General features: G+C 67.3%; 22 protein-coding genes and 1 pseudogene. 14 read left to right on the top strand and 9 right to left on the bottom strand.

All coding sequences use genetic code 11. The features are described from left to right. The first annotated feature begins 187 nt into the window (after window positions 1-187). The 7 genes from BIZ42_RS15880 (at window position 188) to BIZ42_RS15850 (ending at window position 6,299) form a co-directional block, all read left to right on the top strand. On the top strand, window positions 188-1,174 hold the full coding sequence (locus BIZ42_RS15880; RefSeq protein ID WP_070426995.1) for a PhoH family protein: 987 nt from the start codon (window positions 188-190) through the stop codon (window positions 1,172-1,174). Beyond that, window positions 1,171-1,656 (top strand): rRNA maturation RNase YbeY, encoded by a 486-nt coding sequence (ybeY, locus tag BIZ42_RS15875; RefSeq protein ID WP_019185849.1) that lies wholly within the window; start codon window positions 1,171-1,173, stop codon window positions 1,654-1,656. The genes BIZ42_RS15880 and ybeY overlap by 4 nt, the downstream gene beginning before the upstream one ends. 55 nt (window positions 1,657-1,711) lie before the next feature. Further along, the gene (locus BIZ42_RS15870; protein WP_156785759.1) at window positions 1,712-2,398 is read left to right on the top strand and encodes a hypothetical protein; all 687 of its coding nucleotides are present in this window, start codon (window positions 1,712-1,714) and stop codon (window positions 2,396-2,398) included. A gap of 82 nt (window positions 2,399-2,480) precedes the next feature. Then, entirely contained in the window at window positions 2,481-3,074 is a 594-nt protein-coding gene (locus BIZ42_RS15865) for a hypothetical protein (RefSeq protein ID WP_070426993.1), read from the top strand. Between the two features lie 64 nt (window positions 3,075-3,138). Beyond that, window positions 3,139-4,020 carry a transporter associated domain-containing protein gene (locus BIZ42_RS15860; RefSeq protein WP_046272009.1) on the top strand — a complete coding sequence of 294 codons (882 nt, stop codon included), beginning with the start codon at window positions 3,139-3,141 and terminating at the stop codon, window positions 4,018-4,020. A gap of 8 nt (window positions 4,021-4,028) precedes the next feature. After that, a complete protein-coding gene (locus tag BIZ42_RS15855; protein ID WP_070426992.1) occupies window positions 4,029-5,285 on the top strand; it encodes a DUF4105 domain-containing protein in 1,257 nt (418 codons plus the stop codon). Between the two features lie 15 nt (window positions 5,286-5,300). Beyond that, window positions 5,301-6,299 (top strand): magnesium and cobalt transport protein CorA, encoded by a 999-nt coding sequence (locus BIZ42_RS15850; protein ID WP_019185854.1) that lies wholly within the window; start codon window positions 5,301-5,303, stop codon window positions 6,297-6,299. 185 nt (window positions 6,300-6,484) lie between these two features. Here the strand turns inward: BIZ42_RS15850 and BIZ42_RS15845 are convergent, their stop codons facing one another. The 7 genes and pseudogenes from BIZ42_RS15845 to BIZ42_RS19375 form a co-directional block, all read right to left on the bottom strand. After that, the gene (locus BIZ42_RS15845) at window positions 6,485-7,849 is read right to left on the bottom strand and encodes an NAD-dependent succinate-semialdehyde dehydrogenase (protein WP_046272011.1); all 1,365 of its coding nucleotides are present in this window, start codon (window positions 7,847-7,849) and stop codon (window positions 6,485-6,487) included. A gap of 116 nt (window positions 7,850-7,965) precedes the next feature. Beyond that, window positions 7,966-8,811 (bottom strand): ABC transporter permease subunit, encoded by an 846-nt coding sequence (locus BIZ42_RS15840; protein ID WP_070426991.1) that lies wholly within the window; start codon window positions 8,809-8,811, stop codon window positions 7,966-7,968. After that, window positions 8,808-9,719, bottom strand: coding sequence for an ABC transporter permease subunit (locus BIZ42_RS15835; RefSeq protein WP_070426990.1), 912 nt, complete (start codon window positions 9,717-9,719; stop codon window positions 8,808-8,810). The genes BIZ42_RS15840 and BIZ42_RS15835 overlap by 4 nt, the downstream gene beginning before the upstream one ends. After that, the gene (gene potA, locus BIZ42_RS15830; protein WP_070426989.1) at window positions 9,716-10,849 is read right to left on the bottom strand and encodes a polyamine ABC transporter ATP-binding protein; all 1,134 of its coding nucleotides are present in this window, start codon (window positions 10,847-10,849) and stop codon (window positions 9,716-9,718) included. Before potA ends, BIZ42_RS15835 begins: the two co-directional genes overlap by 4 nt. A 163-nt stretch (window positions 10,850-11,012) precedes the next feature. Then, on the bottom strand, window positions 11,013-12,119 hold the full coding sequence (locus BIZ42_RS15825) for a polyamine ABC transporter substrate-binding protein (protein ID WP_046272012.1): 1,107 nt from the start codon (window positions 12,117-12,119) through the stop codon (window positions 11,013-11,015). Between the two features lie 133 nt (window positions 12,120-12,252). Next, window positions 12,253-13,647: a glutamine synthetase family protein gene (locus tag BIZ42_RS15820; RefSeq protein ID WP_019185860.1), complete on the bottom strand. Its 1,395-nt coding sequence runs from the start codon at window positions 13,645-13,647 to the stop codon at window positions 12,253-12,255. Further along, window positions 13,644-14,023: pseudogene (locus tag BIZ42_RS19375) on the bottom strand (gamma-glutamyl-gamma-aminobutyrate hydrolase family protein); the annotation flags it as partial. The pseudogene BIZ42_RS19375 and the gene BIZ42_RS15820, both read right to left, overlap by 4 nt. Window positions 14,024-14,230: 207 nt before the next feature. On the opposite strand from BIZ42_RS19375, the gene BIZ42_RS15815 reads away from it, so the two are divergent. The 4 genes from BIZ42_RS15815 to BIZ42_RS15800 all read left to right on the top strand — a co-directional run bounded on the left by BIZ42_RS15815 (window position 14,231) and on the right by BIZ42_RS15800 (window position 19,290). Further along, on the top strand, window positions 14,231-15,517 hold the full coding sequence (locus tag BIZ42_RS15815; protein WP_070426988.1) for an FAD-binding oxidoreductase: 1,287 nt from the start codon (window positions 14,231-14,233) through the stop codon (window positions 15,515-15,517). 185 nt (window positions 15,518-15,702) lie between these two features. Further along, the gene (locus BIZ42_RS15810) at window positions 15,703-17,280 is read left to right on the top strand and encodes an MASE1 domain-containing protein (RefSeq protein ID WP_070427571.1); all 1,578 of its coding nucleotides are present in this window, start codon (window positions 15,703-15,705) and stop codon (window positions 17,278-17,280) included. A gap of 131 nt (window positions 17,281-17,411) precedes the next feature. Next, window positions 17,412-18,758, top strand: a complete 1,347-nt coding sequence (locus BIZ42_RS15805) for a diguanylate cyclase (RefSeq protein ID WP_070426987.1) — start codon at window positions 17,412-17,414, stop codon at window positions 18,756-18,758. 70 nt (window positions 18,759-18,828) lie between these two features. Further along, on the top strand, window positions 18,829-19,290 hold the full coding sequence (locus BIZ42_RS15800) for a bacteriohemerythrin (protein WP_019185865.1): 462 nt from the start codon (window positions 18,829-18,831) through the stop codon (window positions 19,288-19,290). Here the strand turns inward: BIZ42_RS15800 and BIZ42_RS15795 are convergent, their stop codons facing one another. Then, complete coding sequence (locus tag BIZ42_RS15795) at window positions 19,291-20,568, bottom strand: MFS transporter (protein WP_070426986.1); 1,278 nt, start codon at window positions 20,566-20,568, stop codon at window positions 19,291-19,293. Between the two features lie 172 nt (window positions 20,569-20,740). On the opposite strand from BIZ42_RS15795, the gene BIZ42_RS15790 reads away from it, so the two are divergent. Then, the gene (locus BIZ42_RS15790) at window positions 20,741-21,367 is read left to right on the top strand and encodes a hypothetical protein (protein WP_070426985.1); all 627 of its coding nucleotides are present in this window, start codon (window positions 20,741-20,743) and stop codon (window positions 21,365-21,367) included. A 6-nt stretch (window positions 21,368-21,373) separates the two neighbouring features. Here the strand turns inward: BIZ42_RS15790 and BIZ42_RS15785 are convergent, their stop codons facing one another. After that, entirely contained in the window at window positions 21,374-22,876 is a 1,503-nt protein-coding gene (locus BIZ42_RS15785) for an aldehyde dehydrogenase (RefSeq protein WP_070426984.1), read from the bottom strand. Window positions 22,877-22,990: 114 nt separating this feature from the next. Between BIZ42_RS15785 and BIZ42_RS15780 the strand changes: the two genes are divergently transcribed. Next, window positions 22,991-24,343 (top strand): aspartate aminotransferase family protein, encoded by a 1,353-nt coding sequence (locus BIZ42_RS15780; protein ID WP_070426983.1) that lies wholly within the window; start codon window positions 22,991-22,993, stop codon window positions 24,341-24,343. A 79-nt stretch (window positions 24,344-24,422) separates the two neighbouring features. Further along, window positions 24,423-25,298 (top strand): plasmid replication/partition related protein, encoded by an 876-nt coding sequence (locus BIZ42_RS15775; RefSeq protein ID WP_070426982.1) that lies wholly within the window; start codon window positions 24,423-24,425, stop codon window positions 25,296-25,298. Window positions 25,299-25,390 lie beyond the last annotated feature (92 nt).

Here is a 25,390-nt window from a genome sequence, read left to right as displayed (position 1 = left end):
TGACGCTTTTTTGATCACGCCATCAGACCCGTTGCCGCACTAGGGCTGCGCGCAGCTATCCACAGCTTGCTGCACCGGCACTGCACAGGCGATGTGGAAAAGTAGCGGCGGCCCGACACCCGCGCTACCCTGTTCTCCCTTTCCCAGCTTGCGGCCCGGTCGGCTGGACCGGCGGCCGCCGGACGCAATGACCGCACTCGCACAACGCGACTTCACCCTCACCCCGGAAGACAACGAGCGCCTGGCCAACATGGCCGGCCCGTTCGACGAACATCTCCGCCAGGTGGAACTCAAACTCGGCGTGGAAATCGCCAACCGTGGCCACGTGTTCCGCGTGACCGGCCCCAAGGCCGTCGTCGCCGATGCGCAGGCCCTGATCGAAGCGCTGTACGCCGAAGCCGGCGACGTGGTGTTCGACAGCCACGCCATCCACCTGCGCCTGAACCAGGCCAACGTGGAGCAGGTGGCAGAACGCGCCTACGAGGCCCAGGAGGTGGCGATCAAGGTCAAGCGCGGCACCGTGCGCGGCCGGGGCGCCAACCAGGCCCGCTACCTGCACCAGATCACCACCCATGACATCAACTTCGGCATCGGCCCGGCCGGTACCGGCAAGACCTTCCTGGCCGTGGCCAGTGCGGTGGAAGCGCTCAACGAAGCGCGCGTGCAGCGCCTGATCCTGGTCCGCCCGGCGGTGGAGGCCGGCGAAAAGCTCGGCTTCCTGCCCGGCGACCTGAGCCAGAAGGTGGACCCGTACCTGCGCCCGCTATACGACGCGCTGTATGAAATGCTCGGCGTGGAAAAAGTGATCAAACTGCTGGAGAAGAACGTCATCGAGATCGCGCCGCTGGCCTACATGCGCGGGCGCACCCTCAACGATGCGTACGTGATCCTGGATGAAGCGCAGAACACCACGGTCGAACAGATGAAGATGTTCCTGACCCGCCTGGGCTTCGGCTCCACTGCGGTGGTCACCGGCGATCTCACCCAGACCGATCTGCCCAAGCACGTGAAATCCGGCCTGCGCGATGCCATCGAGGTCCTGCGCGATGTCGAGGGCGTGAGCTTCACCTTCTTCGAAGCGCGCGACGTGGTCCGTCATCCGCTGGTGGCGCGCATCGTCAGCGCTTACGATCGCCGCGATCTGCAACAGGTCCAACCCGGAGCGAACCCATGACCCGTGGCCCCGTACGCCTGGACGTCGCCATCAACTACGCACTGCCCCGCGCGGGCCTGCCCTCGGCGGTGAGCTTCCGCAAATGGGTGGCCGCGGCCCTGAAAGGCCGCATCCGCGAGGCCGACCTGGCCATCCGCCTGGTCGATGCCAAGGAAGGCCAGTCCCTGAACCGGCATTACCGCGGCAAGGATTACGCGACCAACGTGCTCAGCTTCCCCGCTGAATTGCCGGAGGGCCTGCCCAAGGGCGTGAAATTCCCGCTGCTGGGCGACCTGGTGATCTGCGCCCCGGTGGTTGCCCGCGAGGCCGACGAACAGGGCAAGGCGCTCAACGCCCATTACGCGCACCTGACCGTGCACGGCGTGCTGCACCTGCTCGGCTGGGACCATGAGGACGAGAAGGAAGCCGATGCCATGGAACAGCTCGAGCGCGACATCCTGGCCGAACTCGGCATCGCCGATCCGTATGCCGGCGAGCGCTGAGTCCCCCCTGCGCTGCGCTTGCTGATGTCTTCGCCGTACAAGGATGTATGCCGCCATGCCGATGCCTGATCGACGCTCCGCGCTGGGCCCTGCACTGCTCGCCCTGTCCCTGCTGGCGGGGGTGTATTCCGCCCTGGGCGCGCCAGGCCTGACCGCGCTGGCCCCAGCGGGGCGTGATCCCGGCGCCATCCGGATGGGCATGCTGGCGCTGTCGGCGGTGATCGCCCTGCTGTCATTGGCGCCGTCACGCAGCTGGTGGGCGGCCCGGAAGCGGCGCGCGCCGCTGTCCGCGAGCTGGGCCCGCCGGCTGGCGGCGCTGTCAGCGGCCTTGTTCATCGGTGGCACCCTCACGTGCCTGTTCGCGGGCCTGATCCTGCCCCATCTGCTGGCCGGCCCGGGCGGGGCAACGCTCACCGCCACCGGCTTCAGCGTGGTGGCCTGGTCAGGCCTGGCGGCCGCGCTGGCCGCTCCCCTGGGGTGGCGGACGCTGTATGCCTGGTCGCGGCGCGATGGTGCCCGACCAGCCCAATCGGCGACCTTCCGTGCCCGGCCGGTGCAGGTCGCCCTGCTGTTCGTGCTGGCCGCCGCCTTCGCACTGGTGTTCGGGCGCGGACTGGTCGCCTCCACCGCCGGCGCCCCCGCGCTGATCCACCTGGGTGCGGTGGTGCTGCTACTGTGTGCGGCGGGGATCGCGGTGGTCACCTTCACCGCCACCGTGCGCTGGCTGCTGCGCCGTCGCTGACGGCCTGCCATGGCGGGCCGCCCCCCGCTATGATCGACGCCGCGTCCGTGCGCTGCACGCCTTTGTTGATGGACCTGTTCCGATGACCCCGTTGCGATCTGCCTGCCTGGCCCTGCTGGCCGTGCTTTCCGCCCCGGCCTTCGCCGAAGCGCCACCGCTGGACCTGCCCGCCCTGATCGAATGCCGCCAGCGCGTGAGCGACTACGAGGCGGTCGCCCCGGTCGTGGCCGACCCGCTCAAGGCAGTCGCCAACGGCCTGCAGCCGCTGCCGCAGACCAACCAGTTCATGACCGAATTCCGCCTGGCCGCGCCGATCACGGTGTTCGGCGAGCGCGCCGAGTACATCGCCGTCGCCGGGGCCAGCATCATGGCCATCCTGGACTTGCCCGACCCGCGCCCGCTGGCCAAGCGCCTGGCCCTGGAAGACGGCGTGGACACCCCCCAGAAATTCATGGCCGGGCGCGAGCTGGTCAGCCGCGACGTCACCGACCCGCGGACCGGCGAGGCCCTGATCGAATCGGTGATCCTGAGCCTGTCCACGGTCAACTCCCACCCGGGCAAGACCCTGGCAGGCTGCACCTACAGCCTGGACCTGCCGCCGGAGGAGGAAACACCGCCGGCCAGCCCCACCGCGGCCCCCTCGCCGGGCGTGAACCCGGCGGCGGCGAGGCGCTGACAGGCCCTCGCATCCTGATAGACTAAATCCAACGCCCGGCCTGCCGGGTGCCTTTTTTCCAGAGATGTCTGAAGACGACAGTAGTAGCTCCGCGCAGGAGCACAATGAAAAGAAGCGCAGCTGGCTCGAACGCCTGACCTCTGCCTTCTCCGGCGAACCCCACACCCGCGACGAGCTGGTGGCGGTACTGCACACCGCGCACGAAGACGGCCTGATCGCCGCGGACACGCTGCGGATGATGGAAGGCGCCATTTCGGTGGCCGAGCTCACCGTCGGCGACGTGATGATCTCGCGCTCGCAGATGGTCTCCCTGCCGGTCGAAGCCCCCTTCCTTGAACTGATGAAGCAGGTGGTCGAATCCGGCCATTCGCGCTTCCCGGTGCACGGCGACAACAAGGACGACATCCTCGGCATCCTGCTGGCCAAGGACCTGCTGCGCGGCGTGGTCGCCGACAACGGGCCGGCCAACATCCGTGAGCTGCTGCGCCCGGCGGTGCTGATCCCCGAGGCCAAGAAGCTCAACGTGCTGCTGAAGGAGTTCCGGCTCTCGCGCAACCACATGGCCATCGTGGTGGACGAGTACGGCGGGGTCGCCGGACTGGTCACCATCGAGGACGTGCTCGAGCAGATCGTCGGCGAGATCGACGACGAGCATGACGAGGCCGAGGACCACACCTCGCAGATCGCGATCCAGGCCGATGGCCAGTACGTGGTCGACGCGTTGACCGCGATCGAGGATTTCAACGAGCGCTTCGGTGCCACCTTCCCCGACGATGACTACGACACCATCGGTGGCCTGGTCACCGAGGCGATCGGGCACCTGCCCGAAACCGGCGATGAGCTCACCCTGGATCGCTTCGTGTTCCGGGTGGCGCGTGCCGATGCCCGCCGCGTGCAGGCGTTCCACGTGACCGTGCTGCCGCCCGACACCCACAACGAGGATTGACCCACGCCATGCGGCCCCCTTTGAATCGGTGGTCGCTGTGCCGCCTGTTGTTCGTGTTGTCGCTGCTTGCGATGGCCAGCCTGCCCTTCGGGGCGCTGGCCGCGCAGGATGCCGCGCCCGCTCCCGCCACCGCGGCACCTGCCGGCGAGGCGCCGCGCATCGGCGTGGTCACCATGCAGCCGGGCGAGATCTTCTTCGAACGCTTCGGGCATGACGCGCTGGTGGTGGTCGATCCGGTCACTGGCGAAGCGACCTCCTACAACTTCGGTTACTTCGACCCGAGCGAGTCCGATTTCATCGGCAACTTCGTGCGCGGCGACATGATGTACTACCTGGTCGCGCTGCCGCTCGGGCAGGATCTTTCCTACTACCAGGAGAGCGGCCGCGGCGCGAGCGTGCAGTGGCTGGACCTGACGCCCGTGCAGGCGCGCACCCTGGCCGAATCGCTGGCCGAGCGCGCCAAGCCGGAAAACGCGCGTTACCACTACGATTACTACACCGCCAACTGCGCCACCATGGTCCGCGATGCGATCGATGGTGCCCTCGGTGGCGGGCTGCATTCGCAGCTGTCGGGGCGCTCGCGCGGCAACACCTACCGCAGTGAATCGGTGCGCCTGGCCTCGCCCTCGCCGTGGATGTGGCTGGGCTTCGATATCGGCCTGGGCCCGTTTGCCGACCAGCCGCTGTCGCGCTGGCAGGAAGCGTTCGTCCCGATGCGCCTGGCCGATGCGTTGCGCCAGGTCCGCAACAGCGAAGGGCGCCCGCTGGTGCAGGCCGAGCAGGAACTGCTGCCGCACCGGATCGCGCCGGAACCGAGCGAGTCTCCCCGCCGCTGGTGGCCGTGGCTGCTGTGCGGCCTGATCGCTGCCGCAGGCCTGGTCGCACTGCGGCGCCGGCGTCGTCTGCTGGGTGGCCTCGCGCTGCCGTTCTGGCTGTTCTGCGGTATTGGCGGCGCACTGCTGACCTACCTGTGGGGCTTCAGCGCGCACCAGGCCGCCTGGGCCAACCGCAACCTGCTGCAGCTTTCACCGCTGTGCCTGCTGCTTGTCCCCGCCGCGGTCACCCTGCTGCGCGGCCGCGTGCCGCGCGCGTGGTTCCGGATCGTGCTGTGGGCGGTGGCCGGGCTGTCCCTGCTGGGGCTGGTGCTGCACTGGCTGACCCTGCAGGCGCAGTACAACCTGCAGTGGATCGTGTTGCTGCTGCCGATCCACGTGGCGCTGGCATGGGCACTGGGCCGCCGTGACCTGCCCGTCACAGGCCGCTGACGCACGATGCCCGCCATGGATACCGTCACACCCGATAACCCCGCCTGCGTCATCAACTGCGTTCACTACGATGACCAAGGCAAGCGCCACGACATCAGCCTGGATGCGATCAGCGATGTGATCGCCAGCGACAACGGCTTCGTCTGGGTCGGCCTGTACGAGCCCGATGACAGCGTGCTGCTGAAACTGCAGGAAGAATTCGGCCTGCATTCGCTGGCCATCGAAGACGCCCGCAACGCGCACCAGCGGCCCAAGGTCGAGGCCTACGGCAATTCGCTGTTCGTGGTGGTGACCACCGCGCAGATGGTGGACGAGCGGATCCGCTACGGCGAAACGCACGCCTTCCTCGGCCCGCGCTTCCTGGTCACGGTGCGCCACGGCGCGTCGCTCTCCTATGCCGCCCCGCGCGCCCGCGTGGAGCGCGAGCCGGAGCTGCTGCGCACCATGGGGCCCTCGTACTGCCTGTACGCGGTGCTGGATTTCGTGGTCGACAACTACCTGCCGATCACCCAGCGCTACCGTGACACGCTGGAACTGCTGGAGAAGGACATCTTCTCCGACAACTACAAACGCCACACCGTGGTGCGCCTGTACGAGCTCAAGCGCGAGCTCAACAAGATGCGCATGGCCGTGGCGCCGCTGCAGGACATGCTCTCGCAGATCAAGCGCTACCAGGGTGACCTGGTGCCGGACGAAGTGAAGCTGTACCTGCGCGACGTGCACGACCACGCGGTACGGATCAGCGATGTGATCGACACCCTGCGCGAAATGCTGGGCACCGCGCTGAGCGTGAACCTCTCGCTGGTCACCCTGGCCCAGGGCGAGACGGTCAAGCGCCTGGGTGCGTGGGCGGCGCTGCTGGCCGCCCCGACCCTGATCACCAGTTGGTACGGCATGAACTTCACGCACATGCCCGAGCTCGACAAGCCATGGGCCTACCCGGCGATGATCATCGGCGTGGGCGCGGTGTGCGTGGGCCTGTACCGGCTGTTCAAGCGCGCGCGCTGGCTGTAGGAAGCGACCGTTGGTCGCTACGGTGGTGACCGTTGCTCGCTACGGCGGGCGACGACTGGCCACGACGGTGGGTAGTGCCGGCCGCTGGCCGGCTCCTCCGGTGGCATGACCCTCATCTGGTGTTCGCAGCCGTCCGGGGCATGGGCGTGAGCCGGCCAGCGGCCGGCACTACCGGGTTCATGGCGTCAGGCGACGTAAACGGTCTTGATGTTCATGAACTCATGGATGCCATGCTCGGCGAGTTCGCGGCCGAAGCCGGAACGTTTGCTGCCGCCGAAGGGCAGCCGCACGTCGCTCTTGACGATGGCGTTGACGAAGGCGGCACCACATTCCAGCTGCTGGGCGATGGCTTCGCCACGGGCCGCATCGGTGGTCCACACGCTGCCGCCCAGGCCGAAGGTGGTGTCATTGGCCACGCGCAGTGCTTCGGCGTCATCGCTGACCCGCAGGATCGCCGCGGCCGGGCCGAACAGTTCTTCGTCGTAGGCCGGCATGCCGGGGGTGACGTTGTCCAGGATCGTTGCCGGATAACCGGCATGCGAACCGGCCACTGGTTCGCCGCCCAGCAGCAGCTTGGCGCCCTTGGCGATGCTGTCCTGCACCTGCTTGTGCAGTTCGTCGCGCAGGTCCGCGCGTGCCATCGGGGCCAGCGTGGTGTTCTCGTCCTGCGGATCCCCGTAGACGCGCTTGCCTGCAGCGGCGACGAACTTCTCCACGAACGCATCGGCGATCGCATCGACCACGATGAACCGCTTGGCCGCGATGCAGGTCTGCCCGCTGTTGTCGAAGCGTGACTTCACTGCTGCAGCCACCGTCTTTTCGAGATCAGCATCGTCCAGCACCACGAAGGCATCGCTGCCGCCCAGTTCCATCACGCACTTCTTGAGCTGGTCGCCGGCGTTGGCCGCGATGGAGCGCCCGGCGCGCTCGCTGCCGGTCAGCGTTACCGCTTTGACCCGCTTGTCGCGCAGCACTTCGGCGGCCTGGTCGTTGTCGATGTGCAGCACATCGAACACGCCTTCGGGCAGGCCGCCGTCGCGGCACACCGCCAGGATCAGGTCGGCGCACTGCGGCACGTTGCTGGCGTGCTTGAGCAGGGCCACGTTGCCGGCCATGAACGCCGGCGCGAGGAAGCGGAACACCTGCCAGATCGGGAAGTTCCAGGGCATCACTGCGAACACGCAGCCGATCGGCTCATAGCGCACGTAGCTGCGCTGAGCTTCGGTATCGATCAGCTGCGGCTTGAGGTAGTCAGCCGCATGGTCGGCGTAGAACTCGCAGGCCTCGGCGCATTTCTCGATCTCACCCAGCGCCTCCACCTTGAGCTTGCCCATCTCGGTGGTCATCGCGTGCTGGATGTCGCCCTTGCGTTGGCGCAGCTGGGCGGCAATCGCGCGCAGGATCGCCCCGCGCTCCTGCAGCGAACGCGCCGCCCATGCCGGGAACGCCCCGGCAGCTGCCGCCAGGCGCTGCTCGACCTCCTTGGCGGTGAGCAGTTCATGGCGATACGTGACCTGGCCGGTCGCGGGATTGATGATGTCAGCGGTCATCACGGGTCTCCGAAAGTCAGACCCGCATTGTGCGCCCGGCCTCGTGAGCCGGATGTTGCCGGATCAGGGTGAACGCCGCGACACAGCGTCGCAGCAGCGCCCTGCCCCGGCACCGTTCAGCTGGGGTCCTGCAGTGCCATCTGCATGTCACGCTGGCGGCGCTTCTCGGCCCGGGCGGTGATGTACCAGCCCACCACGGCCGCGATCGACACCGCCAACACCATCAAGGTGGCCAGCGCGTTGATCTCGGGCTTGATGCCCATCCGCACCGAGGAGAACACCTTCATCGGCAAGGTCGTGGAGTTCGGCCCGGCCACGAAGCTGGCGATCACCACGTCATCAAGGGAGAGCGTGAACGCCAGCAGCCAGCCGGCCACCAGCGCCGGGGCGATGATCGGCAGGGTGATCTGGAAGAACACCTTGAGCCGGCTCGCGCCGAGATCCATGGCGGCCTCCTCCAGCGAGCGGTCCAGCTCCTGCAGCCGCGAAGACACCACCACGGTCACGAAGGACAGGGTGAAGGTGACGTGCGCGATCCAGATGCTGGTCACGCCGCGGCTGGGAAAGCCGGGGATGCCGCCCATCGCCACCAGCAGGGTCATCAGCGAGAAGCCCAGGATCACTTCGGGCATCACCAGCGGTGCGGTGATCAACGCCCCGAACAGGGTCTTGCCCGGGAAGCGGCGCATGCGGGTCATCACCATCGCCGCCATCGTGCCGAGCACGGTGGCCGCGCAGGCCGTCCAGAATGCGACCTTCAGGCTGATCCACAGCGCGTCCAGGATCTGGCGGTTGTTGAACAGCTCACCGTACCAGCGCGTGGAGAAGCCCGACCACACCGTGGCCAGCTTGGAGGCGTTGAAGGAATACACCATCAACAACAGGATCGGCAGGTACAGGAAGGCGAAGCCCAGCCCGAGCAGGCTCCAGCCCAACCAGCGGTTGCCGCGCACCATGCTCATGCCAGCTTTCCTTCCAGCTCGCGCTGCTGCATGCGGTTGAACAGCAGGATCGGCACCAGCAGCAGGGCCAGCATCACGATCGCCACCGCCGAGGCCGTCGGCCAGTCGCGGTTGTTGAAGAACTCGCCCCACAGCACGCGACCGATCATCAGCGTGTCCGGCCCGCCCAGCATTTCCGGAATCACGAATTCACCCACGGCCGGGATCATCACCAGCATGCAGCCGGCGATGATGCCGGTGCGCGAGAGCGGCAGCGTGATGCGCATGAAGGCCTGCCACGGCTTGGCGCCGAGGTCGTAGGCGGCCTCGAGCAGGCGGTTGTCCAGCTTGACCAGGTTGGCGTACAGCGGCAGCACCATGAACGGCAGGTAGCAGTACACGATGCCGATGTAGGCTGCGGTCGGGGTGTACAGGATCTGCAGCGGTGCATCGATCAGGCCCAGCTTGAGCAGCAGCTGGTTGAGCAGGCCGTTGCGGTCCAGGATGCCGATCCAGGCATACACGCGGATCAGGAACGAGGTCCACGAGGGCAGCACCACCAGCATCATCGCCACGTTGCGCGCGGCCGGGCTCATCCGCGAGATCACATACGCCATCGGGTAGCCGATCAACAGCGTGAGCAGGGTCGAGATGACCGCGATCTTGATCGAGCTCAGGTAGGCCAGCAGGTACTGGTTGTCCTTGACCAGGGCCGCATAGCTGCCCAGGTTGAGCTTGAGCGAGAAGGCGCCGTCCACGTACTCCAGCAGCCAGGTGTACGGCGGCGAGCCGACCTGGGTGCGCGCGAAGGAGATCATCAGGATGATCACGAACGGCACCGCGAAGAACAGCAGCAGCCACAGGTACGGCGCGGCGATCACGCCGGCGCGCGTGCCCGGGAGCCAGCGCTTCCAGCCGGTTGCGGTCATGAGGTCAGCACCACGCCGTCGTTGTCGCGCCAGTGCACCCAGACGGTGTCGCCCCAGGTCAGGCCATCGCTGGCCCAGCGCTGCGAGTTGGCGAAGTTGGACAGCACCTTGGCCCCGCTCGGCAGGCGCACATGGAACACCGAGTGGCTGCCGAAGTAGGCGATCTCTTCGATCACGCCCTGCGCCTTGTTGGTGTCGCCGGCCGGTTCGTCCTTGCCGATCATCACCTTCTCCGGGCGCAGCGCGAAGGCTACCGGCTGGCCTTCGTAGCCGGTGATGCCGTGGGCAACGTAGATCGGCGCAGGGAACAGCGGCGTGCGCACCGTGACGTATTCGGGCAGGTCCTCATCGAGCACCCCATCGAACAGGTTCACCGAACCGATGAACTCGGCCACGAACCGGTTGGCCGGCTGTTCGTAGATTTCATCCGGCTTGCCGACCTGCTGGATCCAGCCGGCATCCATCACCGCGATCCGGGTGGCCATGGTCATGGCCTCTTCCTGATCGTGGGTGACCATCACGCAGGTCACCCCGGTGGTCTCGATGATGTTGACCAGCTCCAGCTGCATCTGCGAGCGCAGCTTCTTGTCCAGCGCGCCCATCGGTTCATCCAGCAACAGCAGCTTCGGGCCCTTGGCCAGTGACCGCGCCAGCGCCACGCGCTGCTGCTGGCCACCGGAGAGCTGATGCGGCTTGCGCTTGGCCAGCTTGCCCAGCTGCACCAGCTCCAGCATCTCGCCGACACGGCGATTGATCGCATCGCGGGCCATGCCGTCCTGCTTCAGGCCGAAGGCGATGTTCTGCTCTACCGTCATGTGCGGGAACAGCGCATAGGACTGGAACATCATGTTGATCGGGCGCTGGTACGGCGGCAGCGCGTTGATGCGCTGGCCGTCCAGGTCGATGGTGCCCTGGGTGGGGGTCTCGAAGCCGCCCAGGCAGCGCAGCAGCGTCGATTTGCCGCTGCCCGAGCCACCCAGCAGCGCGAAGATCTCGCCCTTGCGCACGTCCAGGGTGACGTCGTCGAGCGCGACGAAGCCGTCGAACTCCTTGCGCAGCGCGCGGATGGACAGGTAACCCGGTTCCAGGACCGGGAGGACCGCGCCTTCCGGCTTGGCTTCAAATGGCATGGGGGCGGCTCCAGGAGCGGCGGCAGGACGGGGGGAGCATCCCATTTTACCGGTGGTGGCCGCGTCATGTGCTACCCGGCGGGGCGGCCCGCGTTGCCGGCCCCGGACGCACGCGGCCCCCGAAACGACGACGCCGGCGCGGGGCCAGCGTCGCAGGGGGCACTCAGCGCCCGGTTTTCACCTCGGTCCACAGCCGGGTGTAGAGCTTGTCCACCTCCGGCGTGTTGATCGAGTAGGTGAACATCTTGGCCGCCACATCGGCCGGCGGGTAGATGGTCGGATCGGTGCGGATCGCCTCGTCCACCAGCGGCGTGGCCGTGGTCACCGGGTTGGCGTAATGGATGAAGTTGGTGTTGGCCGCGGCGACCTTGGGCTCGAGCAGGTAGTTGATGAAGGCGTAGGCGGCCTCCGGGTGCTTGGCATCCTTGGGGATGGCCAGCATGTCGAACCACTGCGGGGCGCCTTCGCGCGGGATCGAGTAGGCCACGGTCACGCCGTTGGAGGCCTCGGCCGCGCGGTCGCGGGCCTGGATGATGTCACCTGACCAGCCCACCACCAGGCAGGTACCGCCGTTGGCCAGCGAGCCCACGTACTGCGAGGAGTGGAAGTTCTGCACGTACGGGCGGATGGTCTTGAGCAGCGCGGCGGCCTTCTCCAGCGTGGCCGGGTCCTGGCTGTGCGGATCCTCGCCCAGGTAATGCAGCGCGATGGGGATCATGTCCGACGGCGTATCCAGGATCGTGATCCCGCAGTCCTTCATCTTGGCGATGTTTTCGGGCTTGAAGATCAGGTCCCAGCTGTTGGCGATCTCGGTGCTGCCGCCGAAGCGCTGCTTGAGCAGTTCCACGTTGTAGCCGATGCCGGTGGTGCCGATCATGTACGGCACGCCGTATTCGTTGCCCGGGTCCTGCTGCGCGATGCGCTTCATCACACTCGGGTCGAGATTGGCCAGGTTCGGGATCTTGCTCTTGTCCAGCGGCAGGAACACGCCGGCCTTGATCTGGCGGCCGAAGAAATTCAGCGTCGGCACGACCACGTCGTAGCCGCTGTTGCCGGCCAGCAGCTTGGTTTCGACCATCTCATCGCTGTCGAACACGTCATAGGTCACCTTGGTGCCGGTGGCCTTCTCGAAGTTCGGGATGGTGTCTTCCGCGATGTAGTCGCTGTAGTTGTAGACGTTCAGCACCTTGGCGTCGTCCTGCTTGTCACCGCCGCCACAGGCGGTCAGCACGGATACGGCAATGCCGAGGGTGAGGATTCGCAGCTTCATCGGACTCTCCACAGGTCAGGTGCGAGTTTGGGGGGAACCGGCCGGACCGGCGCAACGGGTGCCAGCCTACCGGGCATGCCCCCATTTTCCCAGCACACGGCCCTCACGGCCATGCCGGATGTGGTGCGTGGGGTCAGACGTTGAGCAGCAGGAACTCGCGCTCCCAGGAGCTGATGACCCGGAAGAAGGTCTCGTATTCCTTGCGCTTGACCGACACATAGGCGCGGCAGAAGCGCTCGCCGAGCATCTCGCGCAGCGCCGGGCAGCCTTCCAGCCCGTCCAGCGCCTCGCCCAGCGAGCGTGGCAGGTCGTAGCCCAGCTCCTTGGCGCTGCCGCTGATCGGGGCGGTGGGCGAGCCCTGCTCGCGGATGCCCAGCAGCCCGGCGGCCAGGGTCGCGGCGATCGCCAGATAGGGGTTGGCATCGGAGCCGGCGAACCGGCTTTCCACCCGCATGTTCTCCGGCGTATCCAGCGGCACCCGCAGCCCGCAGGTGCGGTTGTCGAAGCCCCAGTGCACGTTGCTCGGGGAGACCTCGCCGAACATCAGCCGGCGGTAGGAGTTCACGTTCGGCGCGAAGAACGCCATCGCCGCCGGCACGTACTTCTGCAGGCCGGCCAGGTAATGGCCGAACAGCGGACTGAAATCCTCACCGCCGTGCTCACCGCTGAACACATTGCTGCCATCGCTGATCCGCAGCAGGCTCTGGTGGATGTGCATCGCACTGCCCGGCTCGTTCTCCATCGGCTTGGCCAGGAAGGTGGCATAGATACCGTGGCGCATCGCCGACTCGCGCATGGTGCGCTTGAACAGGAACACCTGGTCGGCCAGGTCCATCGCATTGGCGTGGGTGAAGTTGACCTCCAGCTGCGCGGCGCCGGATTCGTGGATGAGCGTGTCCACGTCCAGCTTCATCGCGTCACAGTAGTCGTACATCAGATCGAGGATCGGATCGAACTCGTTGACCGCGTCGATCGAGTACGACTGGCGCGCCGTCTCCGGGCGACCGGAACGGCCGGCCGGCGGCAAGAGTGGGAAATCCGGGTCGGTGTTCTTCTGGACCAGGAAGAACTCCAGCTCCGGGGCCACCACCGGGCGCAGGCCGAGCTCGGCATAGGCGTTGAGCACCCGGCGCAGCACGTTGCGTGGGGCCAGCTCATGCGGCTCGCCGGTCTTGGTGAAACAGTCGTGGATGACCTGCGCGGTGGGATCGGTCGCCCATGGCACCATGCGGACGGTGTCGGCATCCGGGCGCAGGATCATGTCCGAGTCCGAGGGCGAGGTCAGCTCGTAGTAGTCGTCCGGGAATTCGCCGGTGACGGTGGTGGCGAAGATGCCCTCCGGCAGGCGCGTGCCGTAATCGTGCGAGAACTTGTCGGCCGGAATGATCTTGCCGCGCGCGTTGCCGGTGATGTCCGGCACCAGGCACTCCACCTCGGTGATGCGCCGGTCCTTGAGCCAGCGCAGCAGCGTGCTCTCCTGCGGAACAGGCTTGGGGGCGGCTTTGCGCGAACGCGTTCGGGTGGTCATGACCGGTCTGCTGTAAGAGAGTTGCGGCGACAAGCATCGCCGAAAGCGTGAAAAATGCTGTGATAGAACCGATTGTCGGCCACCCGCCACTCAGGATGCCACCGCACCCCGAGCACGAACCGGTGCGCGGTACTGCGCGCCGCTTCGATCAGCCCATCCGCGGCGATGGCCTCGACCCGCAGCCCGTCGGCCAACCGGTCGATGCCTGCCCGTGCACGGAATTGACCGTTGCCGTGGGCGCCCCGGCCCAGCCGGCCAGCCAACCGCCTTCGGACAGCTGCACCGCATGTGCAGGACCATACTGGACCTCGACCGCCGCCTGCGGGTCTTCGCGATGATCGCCCAGGCCCGGCACCTCGTGCACGCGCGGATGCAGGCGAGACCATGCGTCATGCTCGGATGACCTGCAGCCACGTTACCCCTGCGCGCAGAGCCCGCGCAACTCAGCGCCGCCTCGTCGGCGCGCGCCCCCCTCACACGCCGGGGGCAGACGCTGCGACAGACTGCCCGCTGTTACACGCCTCGGTTGCTGGCATCCTTTGTCCATGATTCCTGACCTGTCCATCGCCCGCCGGAGCCCGGCATGACCACCGCCGGCGAGGCGCACGCACCCAGCTGGTACGCCGACAGCGTGGCAGACGTCCCGCTGCGTGAGCCACTGGCCGGCGACCTGAACGCCGACGTCTGCGTGCTCGGCGCCGGTTACACCGGCCTCTCCGCCGCGCTCACCCTCGCCGAACGCGGGTATCGCGTCATGCTGCTGGAGGCCCACCGGGTCGGCTGGGGGGCCTCAGGGCGCAACGGCGGCCAGGCCATCGTCGGCTACGGCTGCGAGGTGGACACGCTCGAGCATCTGGTCGGCGCCGAAGATGCGCGGGCGCTGTTCGAGTTCTCGCGCGACGGCATGCGCCTGCTGCGCGACCGCATCGCCCGCCACCAGATCGACTGCGACTGGCGCGACGGCCACGCCAGCGTGCCGATCAAGCCCCGCCAGGAGCGCATGCTGCGCGCCGGGCTGATCGATCTGGCCCAGCGCTACGACTATCCCCTGGAGTGGTGGGACCGCGCCCAGCTGCGCGGGCAACTGGACAGTCCGCGCTATCGCGGGGCCATGTTCGATCCTCACAGCGGCCACCTGCATCCGCTGGCCTACGCACAGGGCCTGGCCCGTGCCGCCGAGGCAGCCGGGGCGGTGATCCACGAGCAGTCGCCGGTACTGCAATTGATCCGGGGGGCCCGGCCGCAACTGCGTACCGCGCACGGCACGGTCAGCGCCGATCACGTGGTGATCGCCGGCAACGCCTGGCTGGAGGGCATCGCGCCCGAGCTGGAATCGCGGATCATGCCGGTCGGCACCTACATCGGCGCCAGCGCGGTCCTCGGGCAGGCGCGGGCGCAATCATTGATCCGCAACGACATGGCCGTGGCCGATGTCAGCTGGGCGCTGGACTATTTCCGACTGAGCCGCGACCACCGCCTGCTGTTCGGTGGCCAGGCCAGCTACTCCGCCCTGCCCCCGCCCGGCCTGCGTGGGGTGATGACCCGGCGAATGCGCGCGGTGTTCCCGCAGCTGGCCGACGTGGAGCTGGAGTACGTGTGGGGCGGTTATGTCGACATCACCCGCAACCGTGCCCCGCACTGGGGCCGGCTGACCCCGAATGTCTATTTCGCGCAGGGCTTTTCCGGCCACGGTGTTGCCGCTGCGGGCCTGGCAGGCCAAGTGCTGGCCGAGGCGATTGCCGGGCAGGCGGAGCGGCTGGACGTGTTCGAGCGTATCCCGCACCGCCCGTTCCCCGGCGGGCGCATGCTGCGGACGCCGCTGCTGGTGGCGGCGATGTCCTGGTACAAGCTGCGCGATGCGTTGTGGTGAGGGTTCAAGGGGCCGGCATCCTGCGTGTTACAGAAACTGAACCGGCGCGACCCGGTGCCTGAGACCCGGCCGCGATCCCGCAATTGCACGACCGGCCTTCTGTCGATACCGTCAGCATGGAACGGATGCTTGTGCGGATTCGGCACTCGCCCTGGGATTTTCCACCGGCGAGATGGGAGGGGGTCGTGGGACTGCAGTGGTCGAACGAAGGTCTTCATCTGAATCTGCGTATCCAACCGGCCGGATGGATCCTTGCGGTGGTGTACGCCGTGGCCTGCTGGGGCGCTCGGAAAATATCCCTCGACCAGTTTTACCTGCCGGCCGGCGTGCGCGTTGCCGCACTGCTGATCTGCCCACCGCGACTGTGGCCTTACCTCCTCCTTGGGGAGTACGCCTACTTTGCGCAGATGCGCGTTCCGATGATCGGTAAGTATGGCTGGCTATGGGTCGTCCTTGGTTCGGCGTTCCTCATGCCCGCCGTGGCGATGATCGTTCGTCTACACCGCAGGATGATGGCAGGTACTACCGACATCTGGCTGGTGTCCGTCGCGATCGCTTCCGCCGCTGCAGCCACCACGATCAATATCACAGCATCGCACCTGCTATGGCCGGTACCCCCCTCCATTCCGCCGTTGAGCGGCGCAGCCCGCATGTTTCTGGGCGATTTCATTGCCATCTTGACCGTCGCGTTGCCTGCGTTGCTCTGGACACGTCGGCGGAGTGAACCAGAGTGGTCGAGGCGCTTCACGGTGCCCACCCTGGCCGCCATCGGGCTGACCCTTCTGCTCGGACTGTCGGCCACCGTGATGGCACCGGAAACCGCTGGTGCCAAGGCCAGCGTGCTGCTGTTGATGGCCCTGCCTGCGATTGCGCTCACGTGCATGCATGGATGGCGCGGCGCCGCCATCGGCGTTCCGCTGCTGAACCTGATCATCCACATGACGACGCCCAGTTCCGGCCATCCCGAATCCTTCGACGCAGAGACCTTCGCCACGCAGCAGAGCATGGCAGTGCTCAGCATCGCGCTCCTGGCGCTGGGCTCGAGCATCAGCTATTACCGCCAGCAGTACAGGGCCCGCGCGCTGGCCGAAGAAGCGGCCCGGGCGCTAGCCAGAACGTCTCAGATCTCCACGGAAATGCACCTCAAAGAGCGCGCGCTTCATCTGAGGGAAATCGGCGATGGAATCGATGCTTCACTCAGCCAGGTGATGACATGGCTTCAGTCGCACGGTCACCACGATACCGCCACTGACCTGCTACGTGCATCGGCGAAGCACGCACGACAGTTCCGCGAACAGACCAGCCTCCTCTATCCAACCTCGCTTGAGCAGCTCGGCCTTTATCTGACCATGCAGACTGGCGGTCTTCGCCAGGCCTGGGAAGAAACGCATCGCGTAACCCGTCCACGCCTCGCCGGCAATCCCTGTCATTTGAGTGTGGAACTGCAATTGGCGGCCTATCGGACGTTGAGTGATGCTGTGTCTCTTCTGCTGGGGCAGGAAACCGGGCAGCTCAGTATCCAGACACGTTGCGGCCGCGTGCGGGAGCAGCGCGGAATCGTCATGGTGGTGGCGCTGCTGGACAGAGGCCGCGCGCTCTCCTGGGCAACGACGGACCTGGCGCGTGAGCAGCTGACGGCACGCGTGCTTGCCCATGGCGGGAGAGTGCATTGCCGCCACAATCGCATCAGGATTCTGCTGAGGGAGACCGCCCTCCCCGTCCTGCAACGGAGTGAAACGCTGCTGCGCACGGGGTGCGCATAGCGCCTGCCTGATCGGGCGACGGAATGTCCAGGCCTTCGGCGAGCACGGACGGAACGCGTCGACCACCCCTAAAGTTACGCGTGAAACCGCCGCTACCAGTCCCGACCCACTCGGAACCGAGCGTACGCCTCATGCCGGCACTGTTGCAGGGCGCTGTCCTCAGCGACCCCGGTGATGCCCTGCCCCAGCGGATCCTGCTGGTGGAAAACTCGCGCACGTTCACCAGCATGCTGCGCGAGGCGATCGAGCAGCGGCTGGAGCTGCCGGTGTCGGTCGCGACCAGCCTGGCCGAGGCCGGGCGGTTGCTGGATGAGGAACAGGGCTGGTTCCTGGTCCTGACCGGCCTGGTGCTGGCCGATGGTGACCGCGATACCGTGGTGGACTACTTCCTCTCACGTGGATTGCCCACGGTGGTGGTCAGCGGCGTCTACGACGAAGACCTGCGCAAACGGGTGCTGCAGCAGCAGATCATCGATTACGTGCTGAAGAACACGCCGGGCAGCATCGATTACCTGGTGTGGCTGGTACAGCGGCTGGAACGCAACCGGCGGATCGCCGCAGTGGTGGTGGATGATTCGATGTCGGCACGGATGTACGCCGCCTCGCTGCTGCGCATGTACGGGCATGATGTCTACGAGGCGGCCGACGGTGCCGAAGGGCTGAAGGCGATCGAAGCGCACCCGGCGATCCGGCTGGCCGTGGTCGACCAGGAAATGCCGGGCATGGAGGGGGTGGAGTTCACCCGCCGCCTGCGCACGATGCGCTCACGCGACAAGCTGGCGGTGATCGGGATCTCCGGCAATACCGACCCGTCGCTGATCCCGCGCTTCCTCAAGAACGGCGCCAACGATTTCCTGCGCAAGCCCTTCTCGCGCGAGGAGTTCTTCTGCCGCGTCTCGCAGAACGTGGACCAGCTGGAGCTGATCGGCACCCTGCAGGACCTGGCCACCCGCGATTTCCTGACCGGCCTGCCCAATCGCCGCTGCTTCCTGGAACAGAGCCAGCGCCAGCTGCCGCAGTTGCATCTGGATGGCGAGCAGGTGGCGGTGGCGATGATCGACATCGACCACTTCAAGCACATCAACGATACCCACGGCCATGAGGCCGGCGATGACGCGCTGCGCGCGGTGGCCGCGGCGGTCGCCCAGCACGCGCGCCAGGAAGACCTGATCGCGCGCTTCGGTGGCGAGGAGTTCTGCCTGCTGGTGCCCGGGATGGATGAAGAGCAGGCCATGCACTACTTCGACGAACTGCGCCAGGCCATCGCCGCGCTGGAGGTCGACCTGGGCCACACCACGCTGCGCATGACGGTGAGCATTGGGCTGTGCTGCCTGCGTCCGCAGCGCGACTCGCTGCACCGGCTGATTTCCGAAGCCGACCGCCAGCTGTACCTGGCCAAGGCCGCCGGCCGCAACCGGGTCCACTGCGCCACCGTGGCCACCGGCCCACGCCAGCGCGAGCCTGCCCTGGTGCCTTGATCGAGATCAACGCGGCCCCGGCCGCGACTGCCTAGAGTCGCCCCCAGTTGAACAGCACGGGGAACGCACCATGGCACTTCTGGTCTGGCAGGATGATCTGAACATCGGTATCGATGTCATCGATCACCAGCACATGCGCATCGTGGAGATGCTCAACCACCTGCATGTCGCCCAGAAGAGCCTGGAGCGGCTGGCCGTGGCCGAGGTGATCGACGAGCTGGTGGATTACACGATGTCCCATTTCGCCTTCGAAGAAGAGCTGATGGAGGAAGCCGGCTATCCGTTCTGTTCGGCGCACAAGCGCGTGCATGAGATCTTCGGCAAGCGCGTGGGCGAGTACCGGCTGCGTTTCCAGGCCGGTGAGGACATCACCGAAGAGCTGCGCACGATGCTCTCGCGCTGGCTGTTCAATCATATCCGGGGCGACGACAAGGCCTACGCACCGCAGGTCAAGCAGCATCTCAACCAGTTCGCGCGCGAGCACCAGCAGGGCAGTTGGCTGGGCCGCACGCTCAAGCGCTTCTTCCGCTGATCAGCGCCCGCGCCGGCCCATCGCCAGCAGGGCGACGATGGTGATCAATGCGGTGACGCACAGGTAATAGCCCACTGCGACCAGGCCATAGCGTTCGGCCAGCCAGGTGGCCACGTACGGCGCCGGGGCCGCACCGAGAATGCCGGCCAGGTTGAACGAAAGCGAGGCGCCGGTGTAGCGCACCTGCACCGGATAGATCTCGGCCAGGAAGGTGCCGCACGGGCCGTAGGTCAGGCCCATCAGGAACAGGCCCAGCGCCAGGAACCCCAGCACCAGCCACGGGCTGCCGGCCTGGAACAGCGGCGCGAACGCCACGCCGAAGGCGAGGATCAGGCCGCTGGCCACGATCATCGTGCGGCGTGTGCCCCAACGGTCGCCGTACAGCGCGGAAATGGGAATGCCCGCCGCGAAGAACAGGATGCCGACCATCTGCAGCAGCAGGAACTGCTCGCGCGAGTACCCCAGCACGGTGGTGCCATGGCCGAGGGTGAACACCGTCATCAGGTAGAACAGCACGAAGGTGGCGAACGCTCCCAGCGTGCCCAGCACCAGCGTCAACGGGTGGTCGCGCAGCACGCTCCACATCGGCAGCCTTACCCGCTCGTTGCGGTCCAGCGTGGCCTGGAACTGCGGGGTCTCGTGGATGTTCAAGCGCACCCACAGGCCGATGCCGACCAGCAGCGAACTGGCCAGGAAGGGCACGCGCCACCCCCATTGCAGGAAATCAGCCTCGCTCATCGCGCGGCCGAGCAGCAGGAAGATACCGGCCGAGAGCAGGAAGCCCAGCGGAGCACCCAGCTGCGGGAACATGCCGTACCAGGCGCGCTTGCCGGGCGGTGCATTCTCGGTGGCCAGCAGCACCGCACCACCCCACTCTCCCCCCAGCCCCAGGCCCTGCCCGAAACGGCACAGCGCCAGCAGTGCCGGCGCGACCAGGCCGATGCTGGCATGCGTGGGCAGCAGGCCGATGGCCACCGTGGAAACCCCCATCGTCAGCAATGCCGCCACCAGCGTGGCCTTGCGCCCGATGCGGTCGCCGTAGTGACCGAACACCGCCGAGCCGACCGGCCGCGCGATGAAGGCTACGGCGAAGGTCGCCAGCGACTGCAGCATCGCCGCGCCATCGCTGCTCTCGGGGAAGAACAGGTGCGGAAACACCAGCACCGCCGCGGTGGCGTAGATGTAGAAATCGAAGAACTCGATGGTGGTGCCGATCAGGCTCGCCAGCAGGATGCGGCGGGGGGAGTTCACGACGGGTGCGACAGCAGGTGTGGACATCGGGTACGCAGAAAAGGGCAGCTGCCGGATTCTGCCACGGCCTTCCCACGCCTGCCGCGATGGTTGCAGACGAGACTGTCAGCCAGTGACCGGGTCCACAGGCTGCGTGCCGGTCAGGAACTTCCACCCGCTCACCGGGTCTGACCGCGGTCCCCCGCCAGGAAGGTTCCGGATGTCAGGCTCAAGGAAGCGTGCCCGCTCGCGCTGGACCCGGCCCACCGCCATCGCGGTGGTGATGGCCGTACACGGGCTGATGCTGGGCGTGCTGCTGCGTTCACCCGGCCCGGGTGATGCCTTCGCGGATGAGCGCCTGCAGGTGTACTGGCTGCCTCGCCCGTTGCCGGTACCGGTTTCGCCACCGCCCAGTGCCACGACGCCCCGCACACGGCAGGCCGCCGCATCGCAGCGCCTGCCTGCGCCGGCCGTGGTCGTGCCGGTCGCCGCAGCCGCCGCCGCGCCGGCTGTGCCGGAAGTGACCGCCCCGCTTGATCTGAGCGTGCCTTCGTCGCTGACCGGCAGCGGCATCGAAGCAGCCTCACTGGCCCCGCGCGTGCTGGGCGCCCGTGAGGTGCACGCGGCCTTCCAACCGCGGCGCGAGCGCTTCCGGATGAACGCCGGAATGTCGCCGGAGCAGATCGTGCAGGGCATTTTCCAGCTGATCGGTGCCTGGCCCCCCGGCTACACGGTGGACCAGTGCCGCCTGACGCGGCAGCAGATCGACTACCTGCGCAACGCCGTGGATGAACGGGATCGCGACCTGCTGCGCGAGTCGCTGGTCCGCCACAGCCAGGACTGCTGAGCGAGGTCAGCCGCCCAGGTGGATCCAGGTCGCCTTGAGTTCGGTGTACTTGTCGAAGGCGTGCAGGGATTTGTCGCGGCCGATGCCGGACTGCTTGTAGCCACCGAACGGGGCGGTCATGTCGCCGCCATCCCACTGGTTGACCCAGACGCTGCCGGCACGCAGGCCGCGTGCCACCCGGTGCGCGCGGCCCAGGTCGCGCGTCCATACGCCAGCGGCCAGCCCGTAGATCGAATCATTGGCCATGCGCAGCGCGTCCGCCTCGTGATCGAAGGTGAGCACCGAGAGGACCGGCCCGAAGATTTCCTCGCGGGCGATCGTGTGCTGCGGATCGACCTCATCGAAGACGGTCGGCTCGACATAGCTGCCACCCGGCACCACCTCCAAGCGTTTGCCACCCAGCAGCAGGCGCGCGCCCTCGGCCTCGCCGCGGGCCACGTAGTCCAGCACGCGGCCGGCGTGCGCGTCGTCGACCAGCGCGCCCATCGCCGCCTCCGGCTCGAACGGGTGCTGTGGCTGCATGTGGCGCCCATGCGCCAGGACCCGGGCCACGAAGGCATCCTTGATCGAGCGCTGGACCAGCAGGCGCGAGCCGGCGGTGCACACCTCGCCCTGGTTGTAGAAGATCGCCGTGGCGGCGGCCTGGGCGGCCTTGTCCAGATCGGGCGCATCGGCGAACACCAGGTTCGGGCTCTTGCCACCGCACTCCAGCCAGGTGCGCTTGAGATTCGATCTGCCCGCGCATTGCAGCAACCGGCGGCCCACCGCGGTGGAACCGGTGAAGGCCAGCGCATCCACGTCCATGTGCAGCGCCAGCGGCTCACCGGTGCGCTCGCCGTGGCCAGGCAGTACGTTGAACACGCCATCGGGCACACCGGCCTCGGCCACCAGTGCGGCCAGGCGGATCGCGCTCAACGGCGAGCGTTCAGAGGGTTTGAGGACCACGGAATTGCCTGCCGCCAGCGCCGGGGCGATTTTCCACGACGCCATCAGCAGCGGGAAATTCCACGGCACGATCACCGCGACAACGCCGACCGGCTCGCGGGTGATCAGGCCCAGCGTGTCGAGCGCTGTAGGGGCGACTTCGCCGTATACCTTGTCCACCGCCTCGGCGGTCCAGCGCAGGCACCGCACGACACCGGCCAGATCGCCTTCGCGTGCGTCGCGGACCGGCTTGCCCATGTCCAGGGTTTCCAGCAACGCGAGCGCATCGGCGTGCTGCTCGACCAGATCGGCCAGCCGCAGCAGCACCCGCTTGCGGTGCGAGGGTGCCGCCCGCGACCAGTCGCCCGCATCGAAACTGCGACGCGCCGCGGCGACCGCACGGTCAACGTCTGTCGTATCGGCGTCGGCTACCTGCACCAGCACGCGGCCATCGATCGGGCTGATGCAGTCATAGCGCGCGCCACTGGCTGCGTCCACGTAGCGCCCATCGATGAAGGCCTGGCCCTGGAAGGTCAGTGCATCGGCCTGGCGCTGCCAGTCCTCACGGGTGCGTGCGGCGTTCATCGGCGTGGTCCTCGTTCAGTGAGTCGGGTAACGCGCTTATACCCGCGGCCATCACGGAGTGACGTGATGCGGGTGCGATAAAGTCGTGACCGTCGCGACCCTGCGGAGTGCCCCATGCCTCGTCCCGAGTTGTCGTTGTCCACCCTGGCCGGACAAGCGCCAGCAGAGCTGGACGCATACTGGATGCCATTCACCGCCAACCGCCAGTTCAAGGCTGCGCCGCGCCTGCTGGTACGCGCCGAGGGCATGTACTACCACGACGTCGACGACCGCCCGATCCTGGATGGCGCGGCCGGCCTGTGGTGCTGCAACGCGGGGCATGCGCGGCCGCGGATCGTCCAGGCGATCCAGCAGCAGGCCGCCACGCTGGATTTCGCGCCACCGTTCCAGATGGGCTCGCCGTTGCCGTTCGTGCTGGCGCAGCGGCTGGCCGCACTGGCACCGGCCAGCTTGAACCATGTGTTCTTCACCAACTCCGGCTCCGAGGCGGTGGATACCGCGATGAAGATCGCGCTGGCCTACCATCGCCTGCGCGGCGAGGGTCACCGCACCCGCTTCATCGGGCGGGAGAAGGCGTATCACGGCGTCGGCTTCGGCGGCATGTCGATCGGTGGCCTGCCCAACAACCGCAAGACGTTCGGGCCGTTGTTGCCCGGCAGCGATTTCCTGCGCCATACGCTCGATCTGGAGCGCAATGCCTTCAGCCCTGGCCTGCCCCGCCACGGGGCCGAACTGGCCGAGGATCTGGAGCGCCTGATCGCGCTGCACGATGCCTCCACCATCGCCGCGGTGTTCGTCGAGCCGATCGCCGGTTCGGCCGGGGTGATCCTGCCCGCGCCGGGCTATCTGCAGCGCCTGCGCGAGATCTGCGACCAGCACGGCATTCTGCTGGTGTTCGACGAGGTGATCACCGGTTTCGGCCGGGTCGGCCACGCCTTCGCCGCCCAACGCTTCGGGGTCACCCCGGACCTGCTGACCCTGGCCAAGGGCCTGACCAACGGCGCGGTGCCGATGGGCGCGGTGCTGGCCAGCGATGCGATCCACGGCGCCTTCATGCAGGGCCCGGCGGCCGCCATCGAATTTTTCCACGGCTATACCTATTCCGGTCACCCGCTGGCGTGTGCGGCTGCGCTGGCCGCGCTGGATACCTATGCCGAGGAGCATCTGTTCAAGCGCGCCCTGGAACTGGGTGATTACTGGCAGGAGCGACTGCACAGCCTGCGAGGGCTGCCGCATGTGGTGGACATCCGCAACGTCGGGCTGATCGGCGCAGTCGAGCTGATGCCGCGCAAGGACGCCCCCGGCGCGCGCGGCTATGAAGTATTCGAGCGCTGCTTCCGCGATGGCCAGTTGCTGGTGCGCTGCACTGGCGATGTGATCGCCCTGTCGCCCCCGCTGATCCTGGAGCGCAGCCACATCGACCGGATCGTTGACGTACTGGGCGAGATGATCCGCGCCACCGGCTGAGGCTGAATCCACCGGCGACGACGGCGACCGCCGCGATCCTTACAATGGTCGGTCACGTTTCGCTCGCGTACCGGATTGCATGGACATTGTCGTCAAAGAAGAACTCAAGGCCTACATCGACCCGCTGACCCCGGACGAGCACGACGCCCTGGAGCGCAGCATCCTCGCCGAGGGCTGCCGCGACGCGCTGGTGCTGTGGGGCGAGGTACTGGTCGATGGCCACAACCGCTACGGCATCTGCCAGAAGCACGGCCTGCCGTTCCAGACGATCCAGAACACCCGCTTCCAGTCGATGGATGACGTCCACCTGTGGATGATCGAGCAGCACCTGGGGCGCCGCAGCGTCTCCGATTTCCAGCGTGGCGTGCTGGCGCTGCGCAAGCGCGACATCCTGGCCGAGCGCCACCGCGCCGATCAGGCCCAGCTGCAGAAGGAAAGCGATGGCGAGATCAGCGGCCCGGCCGATGCTGGTGACGAGGACAGCCCGCCGTGGGCGGCCGCGCCGAAGGTCAGCCGCGCCGACATGGCCCGCGAAGCGCGCCTGAGCAGCAGCCAGGTGACGATGATCGAGCGCATCCACAAGCAGGCCGCACCGGAGCTGGTGGAAGCGGTCAAGACCGGGGTGATCTCGATCAGCGCCGCGGCCGCCGTGGCCGACCTGCCCGAAGACGAACAACGCGCCGCGGCCGCCGCCGGCAAGGACGAGCTCAAGCAGGCCGCCAAGCGCGTGCGCGAGTCCAAGCGCAAGCCGCGCAAGCCGGTCCAGGAGGTGCTGCACAGTGCCGACGGCGACGCCGAGGTCGACCCCAGCCGCGCCGCCGAGATCGCCGATGCGCTCAACGCACTGGGCGAAGGCCCTGCCGAGCTGCGCCAGCGCATCATCGCGCTGACCCTGGAAAACGACACCCTGCGCCAGCAGCTGGCCGCGCTGCGCAAGCAGGTGGCGGACATCTGAGGTAGTGCCGGCCGCTGGCCGGCAACGCCAACGGCTTCCGGATGGGGGCCTGGTTGCCGGCCAGCGGCCGGCACTACCGTGGCTTCTGCGCG

It is taken from the genome of Stenotrophomonas sp. LM091, assembly GCF_001806305.1.
In the GTDB taxonomy this organism is placed as follows: domain Bacteria; phylum Pseudomonadota; class Gammaproteobacteria; order Xanthomonadales; family Xanthomonadaceae; genus Stenotrophomonas; species Stenotrophomonas bentonitica_A.
This window is presented reverse-complemented; position numbering and strand designations above follow the sequence as displayed.